The sequence below is a fragment of the Porticoccaceae bacterium LTM1 genome, assembly GCA_030252795.1.
Classification (GTDB): Bacteria; Pseudomonadota; Gammaproteobacteria; order Pseudomonadales; family Porticoccaceae; genus SCSIO-12696.
Genome location: CP127080.1, coordinates 3,037,269 through 3,053,783, shown reverse-complemented (window position 1 = coordinate 3,053,783; position 16,515 = coordinate 3,037,269). Strand labels below are relative to the sequence as shown.

The window sequence follows — 16,515 nt, the reverse complement described above, 5'->3', positions numbered from 1 at the left end:
GAATGTTGATGGTCGCATGTTTTTATCGAGGTAGGAAGTCGTTGGTTCAGGTAGTAACCCAGCTAAACTGGAAATTGATCGGACTCGCTGCAGTGCTGTTGCCAGTATTGGTGTCGCTGGGATTTTGGCAGCTGGAACGTGCAGATCAGAAGCGCGAGATTCTCTCGAAACTTGAACAGCAGCAATCACAACCTCCCGTATTACTGGCCGACCTGAACACCCCATCCCGCTACCACCCGGTTACCCTTCAGGGCCACTTTGACAATAACCACTATTTTCTTTTGGACAATCGCGTTCATAAGGGACGTCCAGGTTACGAGGTACTGGTGCCCTTTCGGGATCAGAGCGGTGCCACCGTACTGGTCAATCGTGGTTGGGTGGAAGCGCCTTTGTATCGCGATCAGTTGCCAGCGGTCGAAGCCATTGATGTACGGCTAACAATGAATGGCACGATTTACTCGCCATTAGAGCAGCCGAAGACTTTTCCTGTCAGCGCTGCTGGCTGGCCAAAGGTGATCCAGACCGTTGAAATGGATCAATTGGCTCAGCAGTTGGGAAAACCTTTGGAGAGTTACACCGTCAGGCTTGCTGAGTATCAGCCGGGTAGCCTGGTGATCGATTGGCCGGCGGTTAATGTACAGCCGGAAAAACACACCGCTTATGCCGTGCAGTGGTTTGCCATGGCACTGGCCTTGCTGGTGTTGACGTTCCTGAGCCAAATTCGGCGTAGCACAAAGAATAACAAGACAGAAAATCATGCGGGGAGTGTGAATGAGCAGTAATCAAAAGTGGCAGATGTGGTTGGTGTTACTGATACCGGTAGCGGCAGTGGCGGCCAGTTACTGGCTGTTGCCACGCAGCGATGATCAACGGGACCAGCTTATCGCCGACATGGGAACCACCAACTTCGGCACCTGGATACAAGCAGAACAGGGCCTGGCGGATTTGCCTCTGGCCGGTTTGTCCGCTGGACCCTGGCAGGATAACGGTAAGTGGAAGTTGGTCATTGCTGACAACGGCGATTGTGGGGAACCCTGCCAGCAGGCGTTGTTTATTACCCGTCAATTACACACCCTGCTGGCCAAGCGTGCCGATCGCATAGAAAGACTGTATCTAAGCCCTGATCAGCCCATTGCTGAACAACAGCAACGCCTGAAAGAGCAGTATCCTTCGGTATTGACGGTGCATGATGGCGGGTCATTCAGTGAGCTGCTCAATAACAGCAATATTCCTGACCAGCGAGATGGATTTATCTATCTGGCCGACTCCAAGGGCAAGTTGGTGCTCTACTACCCCGCAGGACAAAATTACAAAGAGATCATCAAAGACTTGAAGGTGTTGCTGTGATGCCAAACGCTATCAGAATGGTTAGACCCGGTTATTACCTCGCCACCGCTGCCATTCTTCTGGCGCTGGTCGTTGTCGTGCTCGGAGCCTTCACCCGCCTGGTGGATGCGGGACTGGGTTGTCCGGACTGGCCCGGTTGTTACGGCCACCTGACCTGGCCGGATGAACATCACGAAATTGCCAAAGCGGAAGCGGCGTTTCCCGATTCGCCGGTGGATACTGACAAGACCTGGCCGGAAATGGTGCATCGCTACTGCGCCAGCTTATTGGGGCTGGTAATTATTGGCTTGAACATCATCGGCTGGCGAGCCCGCAAAACTGATGGCGAATATCCCTTTGGGCTTTGTGTTGGATTGTTGTTGTTGGTCATCTGCCAGGGAGCGTTTGGAGCCTGGACCGTGACACTGAAACTCTGGCCTCAAGTGGTGACCGCTCACCTGCTAGGCGGCTTTTCGTTGCTGACATTGCTCTGGCTGTTGCGGTTGCGCCTGGCAATGCAGCCAATGCGGCTTAACTCCATGCAGGTAAGTACGGCTCAACGCCTCAAGCCTTGGGTGTGGGGTGCACTGGCAGTGGTTATTGTGCAGATAGTTTTGGGTGGCTGGACCAGCTCCAACTACGCCGCCCTCGCCTGCCCCGATTTCCCGACCTGTCAGGGGCAGTGGTTGCCGCCAACAGACTTCAGTGAGGGTTTTAATTTTCTGCAACACATCGGCCCCAACTATCTGGGTGGACAACTGGATAACGATGCTCGTGTGGCGATTCACCTAAGTCATCGAATCGGTGCCATTGTGGTATCCGTGTATGTGGTTTTGCTGGGCCTGGCACTGTGGCGCTCTGGTATTGCCGCTGTGCGGAGACTGGCTTTAGTCCTGTGGGTGATTTTGGCACTGCAGGTGAGTCTCGGTATAAGTAATATCATATTTAGCCTGCCACTGCCGGTGGCAGTGGCTCACAATGCCGGTGGAGCAATATTACTGCTTACGCTGGTGACAGTGGCAACCCGTCTTTACTATGCTGCTAGGGAAACAAATAACAATTTTGCAGGGCAACAACTGTCTGCCAAGGGGGCTTTATGAGTGGGGTATCAATTGGATTAAATCGGGTTGGTTGGCGCGACTATCTGGAGTTGACCAAGCCACGGGTAGTGGCACTGATGATACTCACCTCGGTGATTGGTATGTTGCTGGCAGTGCCCAGCGGGATACCGGATCTGACCACCCTTATTTTAGGCAACCTGGGGATAGCCCTGTGCGCCGGTGCCGCCGCCGCGATCAACCATGTGGTGGATCGCCACGTGGATACCAAAATGATACGTACCTTTAACCGACCGGTGGCGAAGGGTCGAGTGGCACCGACACAAGCGATACTGTTTGCGATTGTGACAGCGGCGCTGGGGATGGCCATATTGATGCTGTTTATCAATCACCTGACCGCCTGGCTTACCTTCGCTTCCCTGGTGGGGTATGCCTTTGTCTACACCATGTTCCTGAAACGGGCGACTCCGCAGAATATCGTGATTGGTGGATTGGCTGGCGCCGCCCCGCCACTGCTTGGCTGGACGGCAGTCACCGGGGAAGTAAGTGGTCATGGACTGCTGCTGGTGCTGATAATCTTTGCCTGGACACCTCCCCACTTCTGGGCGCTGGCAGTGCACCGCAAAGCCGATTACGCCAAGGCTGGCATTCCGATGCTGCCAGTGACTCATGGTGAGGCCTACACCAAGTTGCATATTTTGCTCTACACCCTGATTCTGGTGGCAGTTACAGTGCTGCCTTATATTACCGGCATGTTTGGCTGGTTATACCTGGCGGGTGCGATGCTGCTAAACGGTGGGTTCCTGTACTGGTCGGTGGTGCTGCTTCGTGGCAGTCGAGCAGATGCCGGAATGGAAACCTTCAAGTATTCCATTGTCTATCTGATGGTGCTGTTTGTGGTGATGCTTCTGGACCACTATCTGGTGACAGCACCAATTACCCTATTTTAATTTGCCCCTGCATTAAAACAGCACGAAAAGGGATAACTGAGTATTTATTAAATGACCGAAGATGTAGCCAAAAAACGCCGCGATAACATTCGCCTGACAGTAATTGGAGTACTGCTGATGGCGGCGGCAGGGGTTGCCGGCTTTGTTCACAAGGTGACCCAGCCAAGAGTGTTGAGCTTTAATGAGCTACGCGAAAATGGCGCGATTGTGTTTGAAAAGCCTCGTATATTCGGCAAAGTCGACCTGATTGACCAGGATGGCAATCCGTTTGACAGCGCCCGCCTGGAGGGCAAGTGGACGATCATGCTGTTTGGGTTTACCTTTTGCCCGGATATCTGCCCAACTGCTCTGGCCGATCTTAATCGTATGGTATCCAGCAGTGGCGAAAACCCGCTTAGTGAAGAGGAACTGGCCAATTTGCAGATCGTAATGGTCAGTGTTGACCCGGAGCGAGACACCCCGGAAGTGCTCAACAACTACGTCAAATTCTTCAATAAAGACTTTGTCGGCGTAACCGGCAATCCCCATTTTATTCGTAAACTCGCTGCGGAATTAAATATCGCCTACAACAAGGTGCCTATGGAGGGCGAAGGTGAATACACCGTCGATCACAGTGGTAATCTGGTAATTATTAATCCCCGCGGCCACTATCACGGTTTTTTCCGCCATCCACAGGACCCAATGCAAATGCGCTACACCTGGCGGTCTATGCGGGCTTCTTTCAAGGGGTAGCACCAAGAATTACAACGGAGAGTAAAAATGAAATTCAAGACAGCTGGTGTTTATTTCTCTTTATTGTTGTGCATGATGGGCTGGCAGTCAGCGTTTGCTGACGATGATCCTGATCAGGGAGCCTGTAAGGGTGAAGAGTATCGCCAGTTCGATTTTTGGTTGGGAGACTGGGAAGTCTTTGATACCAAAACTGGCGAGAAAGTTGGTGAAAACACGATTGAAAAAATCCTTGCGGGCTGTGGAATTCAGGAAAACTGGCGCAGTGTAAAGCAGAGTCGTGGGCGCAGTTTGAACACCTATGACCAGGGCAACAAACGTTGGCACCAGACTTGGGTGGATAATGGCGGGTTGCTGTTACGGATCAATGGTGGCCTGGATGATGACGGAACCATGGTAATGGAGGGCAGCGGTTTTGACCCTCGTGGCAATGCATTTCTCAGCCGAATCCGTTGGACCCCGCAGGGAGATACCGTTCGCCAGCTGTGGGAAGCGTCGTCGAATAAAGGCAAGACCTGGCAGGTCTTATTCGACGGCACTTATCGGCGGAAAGGGAGTGCTGATTAGAGGTGACTTCGAGCCCAGTTACTTGCCTCAAGCCGGTTTTTAACACCGATTTTTTTGTAGATATTGTATAGGTGGCTTTTCACGGTGTGTTCGCTGACAAACAGCTGTTGAGATATGTCTGCGTTGGTCGCACCCTGAAGTACACACTGTAAGATCTGGGTCTCTCTGCGAGTCAGTTGAGCATCATTCAGGCCGGTTTTGGGTAATCGCCGGTTGCGCTCCAAAAACTTGCCAATCAATCTACGAGGCAGCCACAACTCCCCTTCCATTATTGCTTTTAAGCCGTTCACTAACTGCTGATGTGGCGTATTGCTGTAGAAAATGCCATTTACACCCGGCCAATTAATCAGGGATTCATAAGGTCCGTAATGAGTTGCATTAATCAGTGCGAGAATCGGAGGTTGGTTGTACTCATTGATCTGATGTAGCAGGTTTGTCATGTCTTCAGGGCTGTAATATTGGCAGTCCATTAACAGACAATGAAAGCTATCAGCCTTGTCGATTGATGTCAGCTCACAGGAATAAGGTAATTCCTTCTGAATCTGTTCAATCAGGTAGGCATTCTGAACGCATGAGCGATCCGAAATCATTCCGACACCAAGTCTGTTATCAGTCTTGGCCATATCCATCCTTGCTTGTTTTGTTATTGAGTTATTCATTGTTGCACTTCGAGGCAATCAGAGACTACCAGGCTCCGTGGGTTTAAGAGCGAGTACCCCCAGCATAAAACGTAAAGCCAATGTGAAGCAATCGCCCTGTTTCTTATTAGAATGGGCTTCACGAGTGGATTTTCAGTTTATGACGGCTACTGGAGTTTTGTAATCATACTTAGTGCTTAACTTAGCGGTTAGTGTGTAAGCCGGGTTTGGTAAGGCTCAACAGGAACAAAGAGGTCGCACTAAGCACCACTGATGGGCCTGCCGGGGTGTCGGCATACCAGGACATCAACAGTCCAGCCAGCACAGCAATACTTCCAATGACGGCAGCAAGAATAGCCATCTGCTCTGGAGAGTTGGCAAAACGCCGGGCAGTGGCTGCAGGTATTACCATCAGCGCTGTAATCAGAAGTACGCCCACCGCCTTCATGGCGATAGCAATTGCCAGTGCAATCAGTGTCATCAAAGCGGTCCGAACGAAAGTTACCGGAACACCTTCCACTTTGGCCAGGTCTTCATGCACGGTGATCGCCAACAAGGGGCGCCACAACCACAATAAAACTCCCAACACGACTGCGGCAGTTGCGAAGATCATGATTATGTCTTCGGGAGTGACGGATAGCAGGTCGCCAAACAGCAGAGCCATCAGGTCGATGCGAATATTCGGTAACAGGGCGATTACCACGAGACCCAGGGCGAGAGAGCTGTGCGCCATAATCCCCAGCAAAGTGTCTACGGCCAGTTGTCGCTGGCGCTGCAGCACTGTCAGGATCAGCGCCAACAATATGCAGGAGGCGATTACCGAGATAGTGGGGGCGACATGCAGTACCAGGCCAAGTGCCGTACCCAGTAAGGCAGAATGGGCAAGTGTGTCGCCAAAATAGGCCATTCTTCGCCACACAATAAATGACCCCAAAGGTCCGGTAGTGATTGCCACACCAATTCCAGCGGCGATCGCCAGCCAAAGAAACTCAGGCATTGCCCTGCTCTCCCGAGTGTCTGTGATCGCATACCACATCACCGTGTAAGTTGTGTTTGTGGTCGTGATCGTGGGTATAAAATGCTGTTTTAGTCCCGAAAAGTTCAGTAAATGCCGGACTACTGCTGACCTGTTGTGGACTGCCGTGGCAGCATATATGGCGATTCAGGCAAATCACCTCATCGGTAGAAGACATTACCAGGTGTAAGTCGTGGGAAACCATTAACACCCCACAATTAAGTTCCTTGCGAATGCGGTCAATGAGCTTGTAGAGCTGCTCCTGACCCATCACATCCACCCCTTGAACCGGCTCATCAAGTACAAGCAGGTTGGGGCGGCGTAACAATGCTCGTGCCAGAAGCGCGCGTTGCAGCTCTCCGCCTGAGAGTCCTTGCAAGGGGCTGTTTTGCAGACGCTCAATCCCAACAGTAGTGAGTGCTTGCTTACACTGGTCGTTAGTGGCTCCGGTCAAACGCAAAAATCGGAAAAGGGTCAGGGGAAATGTCGGATCTATGTGCAGACGTTGTGGCATATAACCGATACGTAGCCCCCCGGATCGCTTCACCTTGCCAGTTGAAGGATTCGTGAGCCCAAGCACTACCTTGACCAGTGTGGTTTTACCCGCACCGTTAGGCCCTATCAGGGTGACGATCTGGCCTTGCCTGAGGTCAAAGTTGATCTGCTCCAGAACGGACTGTTCGCCATATCGAACGCCCACATTCTGAAGAGAAACAAGTTGAGGCAGCTCTACTGACATTGTGGGCAAAGTCCTACCAGTTCCACTGATTGCGACTCCAGTTGAAAGCCTGCGCGCTGTGCGGCAGAAGCGACTGCACTGTTTACGGTGTCAGCACTGCACTCTGCGGCGGCACCACAATTGCGACAGATCAGGAACAGCTCACTGTGATGGCTGTTGGGAAATGGGCAGCCAATGTAGGCATTCAGTGAAGCGATGCGGTGAATAAGGCCTACCTCAAGGAGAAAATCCAGAGCCCTGTAGACCGTCGGTGGCATGACTCGCTTGCCACTTTTCTCGGTCATCATTTCCAGAATTCGGTATGCCCCAAGAGGCTGGTGACTTTGCCAGATCAGTTTGAGTACTTCTTGCCGAGCTGATGTGAGCCGTGCTTTACGGGAATCACACACTTCAGCGGCACGCGCCAATGCAGCATCAATACAGCGTTGATGGTCGTGTTCGTGATAGGCGAGTTTTGAATTAGTAATCATATAACATCACCAGCAGCCGATAAGGTAAAGGAGTGCAAAACTAGTCGCTCTGCTATTTAGCTAAGTGTTATTATGTAACATTATTTATTAGTGTAAAGAAGAGATTTAACGTGATTTGGCAAATTTTCCGCAGTTTGACACTAATTGTGTTGGGTTTGGGATTCTCAGCGACCGTTTTTGCGGAATCAGCTAACCAGCCGATTAAAATAGTAACAACTATCAAACCCTTGGCTCTAGTCATAAAAGACATAGGTGCTGATCGCATTGAGGTGCATCAGCTTATTCCCGATCGCTCTTCACCTCATGACTTTGCCATGCGTGTTTCAGACCGGGTGAAACTGGATGATGCTGACCTGGTTGTACATATCGGTGAGGGTTTCGACGGCTTTATCGAAAAGATGGTGCCCGATGATCGCCAGCTGGTTACTGCTGGGCTTGATGGCCTGATTTGGCCCGAAGGTGAAGGTTGTGACGATCCATCCCATCACCATGATGATGAACACGACTCTGAAGGTCATCACCATCATCACCACCACGATCATGGAAAGGATCTTCATCTCTGGCTTAACCCGGAGAATATAAATGTGCTGGTTACTGCACTTGCTGCAAGGTTGAGCGAACTAGACCCGGAGCATGCGGAACAGTATCTACAGAGAGCAAATAGCTTTTCAGGGCAGATGCAGGATTATGAACAACGCACACGCGCGCGTTTTGCAAAACTCCCCATGGATCAGTTTGTCGTTCAGCATGATGCTTATGGTCATTTTGTAGAGCACTTTGGGCTTAAGCAGCTGGGATCCCTGAGAAATCTGTCTGGTGCCCAGGTTGGTGCGAAATCTTTGGCAGAGTTACTGGCTCATGAGAAAGGTAAGTTGGCTTGTATCCTCGTGGATCCACAATTCAACTCCAAGCCGGCTGAAGCATTTGCCCAGCGGACTGGTGTTGCCACAGTAATGCTTGATCCGTTGGGTAGTGAGATTGCTCCCGGAGAAAATGGATACCTGCGATTTCTCGAAAATGTGGCCGACGCCTTTGAGCGCTGTCTCAATCGTAAGTAAACGGGGCATTAACCCGTTTTGCCATTTCCGTTAAGCTTGTCTTTTTTGGAGTGCCTGTATTCTGGCACTCCGCTCACTAATAATATTCACCGCAAGGACATACCAGCTCATGGCTGAATCAACCCCGCTCGTATTGGTCGATGGTTCTTCCTATTTATATCGTGCCTTTCACGTTCCTGCGCTGCAGGCGCTTATAAACTCTGCTGGTCAGCCTACGGGTGCGGTGCGCGGAGTTATCTCAATGATTCGTCGCCTGCTCAAGGACTATCCGGGCAGTGAAATTGCAGTGGTGTTTGATGCCAAGGGCAAGACCTTTCGCGATGAACTTTATGCTGAGTACAAATCTCATCGCCCCCCGATGCCAGATGAACTGCGAAGCCAGATTGAGCCGATCCACAACATCATTCGCGCCATGGGCTTGCCTATCCTGGTGGTGGAAGGAGTCGAAGCGGACGATGTAATTGGAACTCTCGCCAAACAGGCGGAAAAAGCGGGCAGGGCAGTGGTAATTTCAACCGGCGATAAGGACATGGCTCAACTTGTCACCGACAAGGTGACACTGGTAAATACCATGACCGAAACCTGTCTGGACGTGGATGGCGTAGCCGACAAATTTGGTGTGCCGCCCACACTGATCATTGATTACCTGGCCCTGTTGGGCGACAAGTCCGACAACATTCCCGGTGTGCCTGGCGTGGGCGAAAAAACCGCCGTAGCCTTGCTTCAGGGTATCGGTAGCCTGGAAAAGATCTATGAAGATCTGGAACCGATTCGTGAATTGGGCTTTCGCGGCGCGAAGAAGATGCCGGAAAAACTGGCTGAATTTCGCGAGCAGGCGGAATTGTCCCACGATCTGGCAACCATTCGCACCAATATTGAGCTGCCGTTAAGTCATGATGAGCTCAGCCACCAGCCACAGGATTCCGATGCATTGCTGGCCTTGTTCAGGGAGATGGAATTCAAAACATGGCTGGAGGAAGTAGAGCAGGGCGGTGACGAGGCTCCTGAACAGGCAGTGGAGGCAATAGAAGCCCACTATGAAATTCTGTTCAACGAAGAACAACTGGATGTCTGGATCGACAAACTGAAGACCGCCAAGCTGTTTGCCTTTGATACCGAAACCACCAGCCTTGATTACATGCAGGCTGAACTGGTTGGGGTGTCCTTTGCGGTGGAGGCTGGTAGTGCTGCCTACGTACCCTTTGGTCACGACTACCTCGGCGCGCCGTCACAACTGTCGCGTCAACAGGTGCTGGACAAGTTAAAGCCACTACTGGAAGACCCGGAGCTGAAAAAAATAGGCCAGAACCTCAAATACGATATGAGCGTGCTGGCTCGACAGGGCGTCGATCTGCGGGGGGTGGCTTATGACACCATGCTGGAATCTTATGTAGTGAACTCCACCGCCGGACGCCACGATATGGACAGCCTCGCCGAGCGACTATTGAGCCATCGCTGCATCAGTTTTGAAGAGATCGCTGGCAAAGGGGCCGGGCAGCTTACTTTCAACCAGATTGATATTGAAACGGCCGGGCCATATGCGGCGGAAGACGCCGATATAACCTTGCGGTTGCATCAGGCCCTGATGCCGGAGTTGGAAAGTCAGCCCGGACTGCAATCGGTATTTACCGAAATCGAAATGCCATTGCTGTCGGTATTGTCGCGCATCGAGCGCACCGGCGCACTGATAGATGGCTCATTACTTCGTCAGCAGAGCCAACAACTCGGTCAGCGCATTGCGGAAATCCAGCAGGAAGCGTTTGAGTTGGCAGGAGAGGAGTTCAATCTTTCCTCACCCAAACAATTGGGCGCTATTCTGTTCGACAAGCTGCAACTGCCGGTACTGAAAAAAACCGCCAAAGGTGCGCCGTCCACCAAGGAAGAGGTGCTGCAGGAGTTGGCGCTGGATTACCCGCTGCCGAAGTTGCTGATGGAACACCGCAGTCTCAGCAAACTGAAGTCCACCTATACCGACAAGCTGCCGGAGATGGTCAATCCAGCCACCGGTCGTGTCCACACCTCATATCATCAGGCGGTTACAGCGACCGGGAGACTGTCTTCTTCGGACCCTAACTTGCAGAATATTCCGGTGCGCACCGAAGAGGGTAGGCGTATTCGCCACGCCTTTGTCGCGCCCAAAGGCTGCAAATTGGTGGCGGCGGACTACTCGCAGATTGAACTTCGAATTATGGCTCACCTCTCCGGGGATAAAGGCCTGTTAACGGCCTTTGCCGAAGGGCTCGACGTCCACAGGGCTACCGCTGCCGAAGTGTTTGATACTGCTTTGGATCAAGTTACTCCGGAGCAGCGACGCAGTGCCAAGGCGATTAATTTCGGGTTGATCTACGGAATGTCAGCCTTTGGTTTGGGGCGTCAACTGAATATCGGTCGCAACCAGGCACAGCAGTACATCGACCTCTATTTTGAACGATACCCGGGTGTTCAACGATATATGGAGAAGACCAGGGAAGGGGCAAAAGAGAAGGGCTATGTGGAGACCCTGTTTGGCCGACGCCTGTATGTTCCGATGATCAACGCCCGCAATGGCGCTCATCGTCAGGCTGCTGAGCGTACCGCCATTAACGCGCCGATGCAGGGCACGGCGGCAGATATTATCAAGCGAGCAATGATTGCCGTGGATCAGTGGCTGCAAACGGAAGGTTTGAAGAGCCGTGTCATTATGCAGGTGCACGATGAACTGGTGCTGGAAGTGCCGGAGGCGGAGCTGGAAACGGTGACTGCCGGACTACCGGAATACATGTCAAAGGCGGCCGAGTTGTCAGTACCTCTGGTAGTGGATGTCGGAGTTGGGGATAACTGGGATGAAGCTCATTGACCAGTTGGTCAAAAAATATATTTGTTCAAAATCAGTAACTTGAAAAATATTTGAGCAAGTTTTGAGCAGCCTGTATTTTTATCGTCTATAGTTTGAATAACGGATGGGGTGTGACGCCCGAGGTGTCTTACTCTATCCCCCAAACTTGTTTTCCCCCAAGCAACAGCAAAGCAAGCCCTAACCGCCTCCTTCTTGGTTAGGGCTTTTTTTTAACCTTTTTTCCTGACATGTGAAATTGGGCACAATTTTTTCAACGGATCCGGAACTTACCCCAATCAGCTTGTTCTAAGCTTTCAGTACAACCCACCTCTTGGTTGTGAGTGAAAGATCGGGCTGAAGTATTCCTCCCCCTCACTTGGATTACCCGATCGAATTATTGCGGCGCTGTTGATACAGCGCCGCTTTTTTTTGTCCGGGTTTACGGGGAAGAATCAGTCGGCTTCGGGGGCGAGCTGCGGTTGGGGGCTAAGCCATTCACGCAGACGGTTTTCAAGAATTTTCACGCCGTCCTTCTTTGGGGCCGAAAAGGTCTGGGCAGTAAGGCGATCTGATAATCCCATCTCCTTGAGCGTTTTCTTCACTTTTAACAGTGTGCTCTGCGCTGGGCCACGCTTCAGTTTATCTGCCTTGGTCAACAGGATGTGGACCGGCATCTTTGCGTCATTGGCCCACTGCAGCATCTGCAGGTCGTAGGGTTGCAGTGGATGGCGAATATCCATCAACAGAATCAGGCCTTTGAGCGACTGACGCTCTTGAAGGTATTGAGCCAGATTGCGATCCCACTTCTCCTTCATGGCCTTGGGAACCTTGGCAAAACCGTAGCCGGGCAGGTCTACCAGACGATGCTCTTCCGTAAGCTGAAAGAAGTTGATCAACTGGGTGCGACCCGGGGTTTTACTGGTTCTGGCCAGTTTGTGGTTGTCGGTCAGGGTATTCAGGGCGCTGGACTTCCCGGCATTAGAGCGTCCGGCAAAGGCGACTTCAGCGCCGTTGTCGGGGGGGCACTGGGCCAGTGTTGGGCTGCTCTGGGTAAAAAAAGCGGTTTGAAACTGCAAAATTTCACTCATATTGACGGCTATCAACTCAGTAGTGTTACGAACTGTAAGGGTTTGGGCTATAATGCGCCGCCATGCCGGTCAAACTGGCGTTGCGTTCGCTCGCTGCGCTATTGTACCCAAACAAAACAATGTGTATCCAAACAAAGAAAGCGGAATACCCGATGAAGCAGGTTTCGAAAGGTTTTATTGTTGCTGTTGGCTTGATGATGGCCGCTCCTCTGGCGGTAGCTGGTGGCGATGCCCAGGCAGGTAAGACAAAAGCGGCTACGTGTGCAGCGTGTCACGGTGAGACAGGAAACAGCCCGGTTGCCCTTTACCCCAAATTGGCCGGGCAGGGCGAAAAGTACCTGCTCAAGCAGCTGAACGATATCAAATCCGGTGAGCGCCAGGTTCCCGAGATGATTGGTCAGCTGGATAATATGAGTGAGCAGGACCTGGCCGATCTGGCTGCGTACTTCTCGTCCAACCCGATGCAGATTTCAGGCGCCAAAAAAGAGAAAGACTGGCCACTGGAAGGCCTGAATGCTACTGAGTTGATGGCGGTGGGTGAGAAAATTTTCCGCGCTGGCAACCACGAGACCAATGTTCCGGCCTGCTCCGGCTGCCATTCGCCAACTGGTATGGGTAATGCGCCAGCAGGTTATCCGCGTCTGGGTGGTCAATATGCCGATTACATCGTTAAACAGCTGAAGGCATTCCGCAGTAATGCCCGCACCAATGACGGTGATACCCGAATCATGCGCGGAGTAGCCGCCAACCTGAGTGACAAGGAAATCGAAGCGGTAGCCAACTACCTCTCCGGTTTGCATGCGGGCGTAAAGGACGAGGAATAACTCGTCACTTTGACGCGATTAACAAAAAGGTGGCTCAGGCCACCTTTTTTGTTGCCAGTGAACTGGCGTCCCAGTAATTTGTCTGATTGCTGTGTTAGGGCCTGTCGACACTAATTGATTGTTTGCTGCTGAAGGCCATTTTTTTGGCCAGCAAGGCAGAAGGAGTGCAGTGTAGTTACTCTACATAAGCGACTGATAACGTAGCTGGGCGGGAAAATGGCCGCAGCCCTACGGGTTGTGTCTAAAAAAGCGCCACTCAGCGTTATTCGTCGTTTATTTGGAATGACCAAACTGCTCTCCTCATGCCTTGATTGGCGCTTTTTTAGACACAACAGCAAGTAATCAATTAGTGTCGACAGGCCCTAGTGTCTGATTTTTATAAAAATAGGGAAAGAGATGCAATTTACGTTTCGCATGATGGCTATGGCCGCTTGCCTGTTGCTGAGTAGCTCCCTGGTAAGGGCGGAGGAAACCTTTAAAGAAGGGGTTCACTACCTGAAGTTACCCAAGCCGGTTGAGTTGGCAGAAGTGAACAACATCGAGGTTATGGAGGTCTTCTGGTACGGTTGTCGTCACTGCTACAACCTGTCGCCCAAATTTAATACCTGGCAGGAAGGCCTGGGTAAAGACGTTAACTATCATCGATTGCCAGCAGTGTGGCATCCAAGAATGAAACTCCACGCCCAGGCGTTCTATACTGCTGAACAGCTGGGAGTGATGGATAAGTTTCACCCTAAAATGTACGACGAGATGAATGTGCGGCGCCGACCGTTCAAGACCGAGCGTGAGATTGCAGATCTGTTTGAAAAAATCGGAGTCGAACGAGCTACCTTCAGTGAGGTGTTTAACTCTCTGGAGATCAAGGGCAAGGCTCTTAAAGCCGAACAGTTAACCAGGCAATGCCTGATTACCGGTACACCACGGCTGGTGGTTCAGGGAAAATACCTGATTAGCGGAAGGGCTCTTGGTGGTAACGATAAAATGATGGAAGTGGCAGAGTTCCTGATTGAGAAGGAGCGAGAACAAGCCAGCAGCGATATGGAAAAAGACGTATTAGAGTCAACCGCCCCTAAGGGAAGTTGAGTAATTTTACCTAGCTTTACAAGCACTTTTGAAGACTTTGGCAGTCTGATGATTTAGCGTTAACATTCAGGCTGATATTAACAATACAATTTAGACGTTCTTTCTTGGAGGACATACATGCGAGCTTTGCTTACTGCGCTGTTGTTTGTTGCCAGTGCTGTTCTGACGGTCGGCTGCCAGGCCGAAGAAAAATACCAGGCAGAAAAACACTACTTTGTGCTGCCTCAGCCGGTTCCTACCAGTGATCCGAACAAGATCGAAGTGACAGAAGTGTTCTGGTACGGCTGTGTTCACTGCTATCACTACAGCCCAAGTGTAAAAGAGTGGTCAGAAAAGCTGCCGGAAGATGTCACTTTCGTGCGTAACCCGAGCACATTGGGTCGCAAGCAATTTGAAGTACACACCCGTGCTTATTACACCGCCAAGTCCCTGAATAACCTTGATGTGATGCATGCAAAACTGTTTGATGCCTATCACAAAGATCACAAGCGTATGACTACTGAGCGGGAAATCGGTGAGGTCTTTGCAGAGGCTGGTGTTGATCGCGAGCAGTTCCGCAGCGTGTTTAACTCATTCGGTGTGATAAGCCAGTCCATGCAGGCACAATCCCGTAACCGTGCTTATCGTATTACCGGTACCCCGAGCATTATTGTTAACGGCAAATACCGTATTGGTGTTGAGTCTGCCGGAAGCACAGATGCAATGCTGGAAGTGGCTGACTTCCTGATCGAAAAAGAGCGTAAAGCCAAGAAGTAATACTCAAGTGCTGGTTCACAAGTCATGTGAGCCAGCATATCTTCTCTCCTGAAAGTGGCTAACCAACCCTAAATGGCACGCTTTCATCAAGCAACCCTGTTGCCGAAATTCGCTTATTTGTGAAAGCTATTATCTATTTGAAGGTGGTTGGCTTCTCACTTAATGCCACCCACTGACATCACAAAGTCGTTCTCTTACAATCTTTTTATCCGCTGTCCGGTGCATTGGCACCAATCATTCCAACTGAGAGACCGTGATGAGACCGACCCTGAAACCGGCTAATCCCAATTTTTCGTCTGGCCCCTGTAGCAAGCGCCCTGGTTACCAGCTCTCGAACCTTGATCAAAGGTGTCTGGGGCGATCCCATCGCTCGGCACTTGGCAAAGAGATTCTGCTGCGAGCCTGTACAGATACCGCCGAGTTGCTCGGGTTACCTGATGGATACCGGGTGGGTATTGTGCCCGCATCGGATACTGGCGCTATGGAGTTGGCCATGTGGTCGCTGTTGGGGCCTCGCCCGGTTGATGTGGTGGCATGGGAATCATTTGGACTTGGCTGGTTGAACGATATACGTAACCAACTCAAATTGGACAATGTTCGCGCTATCACTGCCGATTACGGTTATCTGCCTGACTTGTCAGAGGTTAATCCTGATCACGATGTGGTATTTACCTGGAATGGAACAACTTCCGGGGTAAAGGTCCCGAACGATGAGTGGATCCCGGATAACCGTGGTGGCCTGACTATTTGTGATGCAACCTCCGCCGTCTTTGCCCAGGAAATGCCATGGCACAAACTGGATGTGGTGACCTACAGCTGGCAAAAAGTGCTGGGCGGGGAAGGGGCTCACGGCATGCTGATTCTCAGCCCCAGGGCTGTGGCGCGATTGGAGAGCTACACTCCCCCTTGGCCGATGCCAAAACTGTTTCGACTGACAAAGGGCGGTAGCCTTAATGAAGGTATATTCCGCGGCGAGACCATCAATACCCCGTCTATGCTCTGTGTAGCCGACTATCTGGATGCACTGGATTGGGTTCGCGAACTGGGTGGAGTTTCCGCAACCATTTCCCGCTCCCAAGCCAACCTTGCCGTGGTGGAGCAGTTTGTTGCCAGCAAGGAATGGATCGAATTTCTCGCTGTTGAGGAGACGACTCGCTCGAATACCAGTGTTTGTTTGAAGGTTAATCTGGATGAAGGCCGCGTGAAGGCGATGGTGAAATTGTTAGCGGCAGAAGGTGTCGCTTTCGACATCGGGTCCTACCGCGATGCTCCTTCCGGTCTGCGCCTGTGGTGTGGTGCGACCGTTGAAGCCGCTGACCTGGAAGCGTTGATGCCCTGGATTGAATGGGCATATCAACAACAGATTATTGAATAAACACCCAATCCACAGAGGATAATC

Annotated in this window: 17 protein-coding genes; 12 read left to right on the top strand and 5 right to left on the bottom strand. The window is 51.5% G+C overall.

Annotated features, from left to right (window positions below):
- The first annotated feature begins 41 nt into the window (after window positions 1–41).
- The 6 genes from QP938_13240 to QP938_13215 are packed head-to-tail and all read left to right on the top strand — an operon-like array spanning window position 42 to window position 4,630.
- Window positions 42–782, top strand: a complete 741-nt coding sequence (locus tag QP938_13240) for an SURF1 family protein (GenBank protein WIO74248.1) — start codon at window positions 42–44, stop codon at window positions 780–782.
- Entirely contained in the window at window positions 772–1,347 is a 576-nt protein-coding gene (locus QP938_13235) for a hypothetical protein (protein ID WIO74247.1), read from the top strand. The genes QP938_13240 and QP938_13235 overlap by 11 nt, the downstream gene beginning before the upstream one ends.
- The gene (locus QP938_13230; protein WIO74246.1) at window positions 1,347–2,426 is read left to right on the top strand and encodes a COX15/CtaA family protein; all 1,080 of its coding nucleotides are present in this window, start codon (window positions 1,347–1,349) and stop codon (window positions 2,424–2,426) included. The genes QP938_13235 and QP938_13230 overlap by 1 nt, the downstream gene beginning before the upstream one ends.
- Window positions 2,423–3,334: a heme o synthase gene (cyoE, locus tag QP938_13225; GenBank protein ID WIO74245.1), complete on the top strand. Its 912-nt coding sequence runs from the start codon at window positions 2,423–2,425 to the stop codon at window positions 3,332–3,334. Before QP938_13230 ends, cyoE begins: the two co-directional genes overlap by 4 nt.
- 51 nt (window positions 3,335–3,385) lie before the next feature.
- Entirely contained in the window at window positions 3,386–4,066 is a 681-nt protein-coding gene (locus QP938_13220; GenBank protein WIO74244.1) for an SCO family protein, read from the top strand.
- A 27-nt stretch (window positions 4,067–4,093) separates the two neighbouring features.
- Window positions 4,094–4,630, top strand: coding sequence for a hypothetical protein (locus tag QP938_13215; GenBank protein WIO74243.1), 537 nt, complete (start codon window positions 4,094–4,096; stop codon window positions 4,628–4,630).
- Here QP938_13215 and QP938_13210 read toward each other — a convergent pair.
- The 4 genes from QP938_13210 to QP938_13195 form a co-directional block, all read right to left on the bottom strand.
- The gene (locus tag QP938_13210) at window positions 4,627–5,253 is read right to left on the bottom strand and encodes a LuxR C-terminal-related transcriptional regulator (GenBank protein WIO74242.1); all 627 of its coding nucleotides are present in this window, start codon (window positions 5,251–5,253) and stop codon (window positions 4,627–4,629) included. The genes QP938_13215 and QP938_13210 overlap by 4 nt on opposite strands.
- Before the next feature lie 217 nt (window positions 5,254–5,470).
- Window positions 5,471–6,265: a zinc ABC transporter permease subunit ZnuB gene (gene znuB / locus QP938_13205; protein WIO74241.1), complete on the bottom strand. Its 795-nt coding sequence runs from the start codon at window positions 6,263–6,265 to the stop codon at window positions 5,471–5,473.
- A complete protein-coding gene (gene znuC, locus QP938_13200; protein ID WIO74240.1) occupies window positions 6,258–7,022 on the bottom strand; it encodes a zinc ABC transporter ATP-binding protein ZnuC in 765 nt (254 codons plus the stop codon). Before znuC ends, znuB begins: the two co-directional genes overlap by 8 nt.
- The gene (locus QP938_13195; protein WIO74239.1) at window positions 7,013–7,492 is read right to left on the bottom strand and encodes a transcriptional repressor; all 480 of its coding nucleotides are present in this window, start codon (window positions 7,490–7,492) and stop codon (window positions 7,013–7,015) included. Before QP938_13195 ends, znuC begins: the two co-directional genes overlap by 10 nt.
- 110 nt (window positions 7,493–7,602) lie before the next feature.
- On the opposite strand from QP938_13195, the gene QP938_13190 reads away from it, so the two are divergent.
- Entirely contained in the window at window positions 7,603–8,550 is a 948-nt protein-coding gene (locus QP938_13190; GenBank protein ID WIO74238.1) for a metal ABC transporter substrate-binding protein, read from the top strand.
- A gap of 109 nt (window positions 8,551–8,659) precedes the next feature.
- Complete coding sequence (gene polA, locus QP938_13185; GenBank protein WIO74237.1) at window positions 8,660–11,386, top strand: DNA polymerase I; 2,727 nt, start codon at window positions 8,660–8,662, stop codon at window positions 11,384–11,386.
- 431 nt (window positions 11,387–11,817) lie between these two features.
- Here polA and yihA read toward each other — a convergent pair whose 3' ends face one another.
- Window positions 11,818–12,453 carry a ribosome biogenesis GTP-binding protein YihA/YsxC gene (gene yihA, locus QP938_13180; protein ID WIO74236.1) on the bottom strand — a complete coding sequence of 212 codons (636 nt, stop codon included), beginning with the start codon at window positions 12,451–12,453 and terminating at the stop codon, window positions 11,818–11,820.
- Window positions 12,454–12,605: 152 nt separating this feature from the next.
- On the opposite strand from yihA, the gene QP938_13175 reads away from it, so the two are divergent.
- The 4 genes from QP938_13175 (at window position 12,606) to QP938_13160 (ending at window position 16,491) form a co-directional block, all read left to right on the top strand.
- Window positions 12,606–13,277, top strand: coding sequence for a c-type cytochrome (locus QP938_13175; protein WIO74235.1), 672 nt, complete (start codon window positions 12,606–12,608; stop codon window positions 13,275–13,277).
- Between the two features lie 396 nt (window positions 13,278–13,673).
- Window positions 13,674–14,360, top strand: a complete 687-nt coding sequence (locus QP938_13170) for a thiol:disulfide interchange protein DsbA/DsbL (GenBank protein WIO74234.1) — start codon at window positions 13,674–13,676, stop codon at window positions 14,358–14,360.
- A gap of 117 nt (window positions 14,361–14,477) precedes the next feature.
- On the top strand, window positions 14,478–15,116 hold the full coding sequence (locus QP938_13165; protein WIO74233.1) for a thiol:disulfide interchange protein DsbA/DsbL: 639 nt from the start codon (window positions 14,478–14,480) through the stop codon (window positions 15,114–15,116).
- A gap of 256 nt (window positions 15,117–15,372) precedes the next feature.
- Window positions 15,373–16,491, top strand: coding sequence for a phosphoserine transaminase (locus QP938_13160; protein ID WIO74232.1), 1,119 nt, complete (start codon window positions 15,373–15,375; stop codon window positions 16,489–16,491).
- Window positions 16,492–16,515 lie beyond the last annotated feature (24 nt).

Coding starts and splice junctions, on each gene's coding strand:
- cyoE (WIO74245.1), top strand. CDS start 2,423: ATGAGTGGGGTATCAATTGGATTAAATCGGGTTGGTTGGCGCGACTAT.
- QP938_13210 (WIO74242.1), bottom strand. CDS start 5,253: ATGGCCAAGACTGATAACAGACTTGGTGTCGGAATGATTTCGGATCGC.
- QP938_13195 (WIO74239.1), bottom strand. CDS start 7,492: ATGATTACTAATTCAAAACTCGCCTATCACGAACACGACCATCAACGC.
- polA (WIO74237.1), top strand. CDS start 8,660: ATGGCTGAATCAACCCCGCTCGTATTGGTCGATGGTTCTTCCTATTTA.
- QP938_13160 (WIO74232.1), top strand. CDS start 15,373: ATGAGACCGACCCTGAAACCGGCTAATCCCAATTTTTCGTCTGGCCCC.
- QP938_13235 (WIO74247.1), top strand. CDS start 772: ATGAGCAGTAATCAAAAGTGGCAGATGTGGTTGGTGTTACTGATACCG.
- QP938_13175 (WIO74235.1), top strand. CDS start 12,606: ATGAAGCAGGTTTCGAAAGGTTTTATTGTTGCTGTTGGCTTGATGATG.
- QP938_13230 (WIO74246.1), top strand. CDS start 1,347: ATGCCAAACGCTATCAGAATGGTTAGACCCGGTTATTACCTCGCCACC.
- QP938_13215 (WIO74243.1), top strand. CDS start 4,094: ATGAAATTCAAGACAGCTGGTGTTTATTTCTCTTTATTGTTGTGCATG.
- QP938_13220 (WIO74244.1), top strand. CDS start 3,386: ATGACCGAAGATGTAGCCAAAAAACGCCGCGATAACATTCGCCTGACA.
- QP938_13165 (WIO74233.1), top strand. CDS start 14,478: ATGCGAGCTTTGCTTACTGCGCTGTTGTTTGTTGCCAGTGCTGTTCTG.
- QP938_13170 (WIO74234.1), top strand. CDS start 13,674: ATGCAATTTACGTTTCGCATGATGGCTATGGCCGCTTGCCTGTTGCTG.
- znuB (WIO74241.1), bottom strand. CDS start 6,265: ATGCCTGAGTTTCTTTGGCTGGCGATCGCCGCTGGAATTGGTGTGGCA.
- znuC (WIO74240.1), bottom strand. CDS start 7,022: ATGTCAGTAGAGCTGCCTCAACTTGTTTCTCTTCAGAATGTGGGCGTT.
- yihA (WIO74236.1), bottom strand. CDS start 12,453: ATGAGTGAAATTTTGCAGTTTCAAACCGCTTTTTTTACCCAGAGCAGC.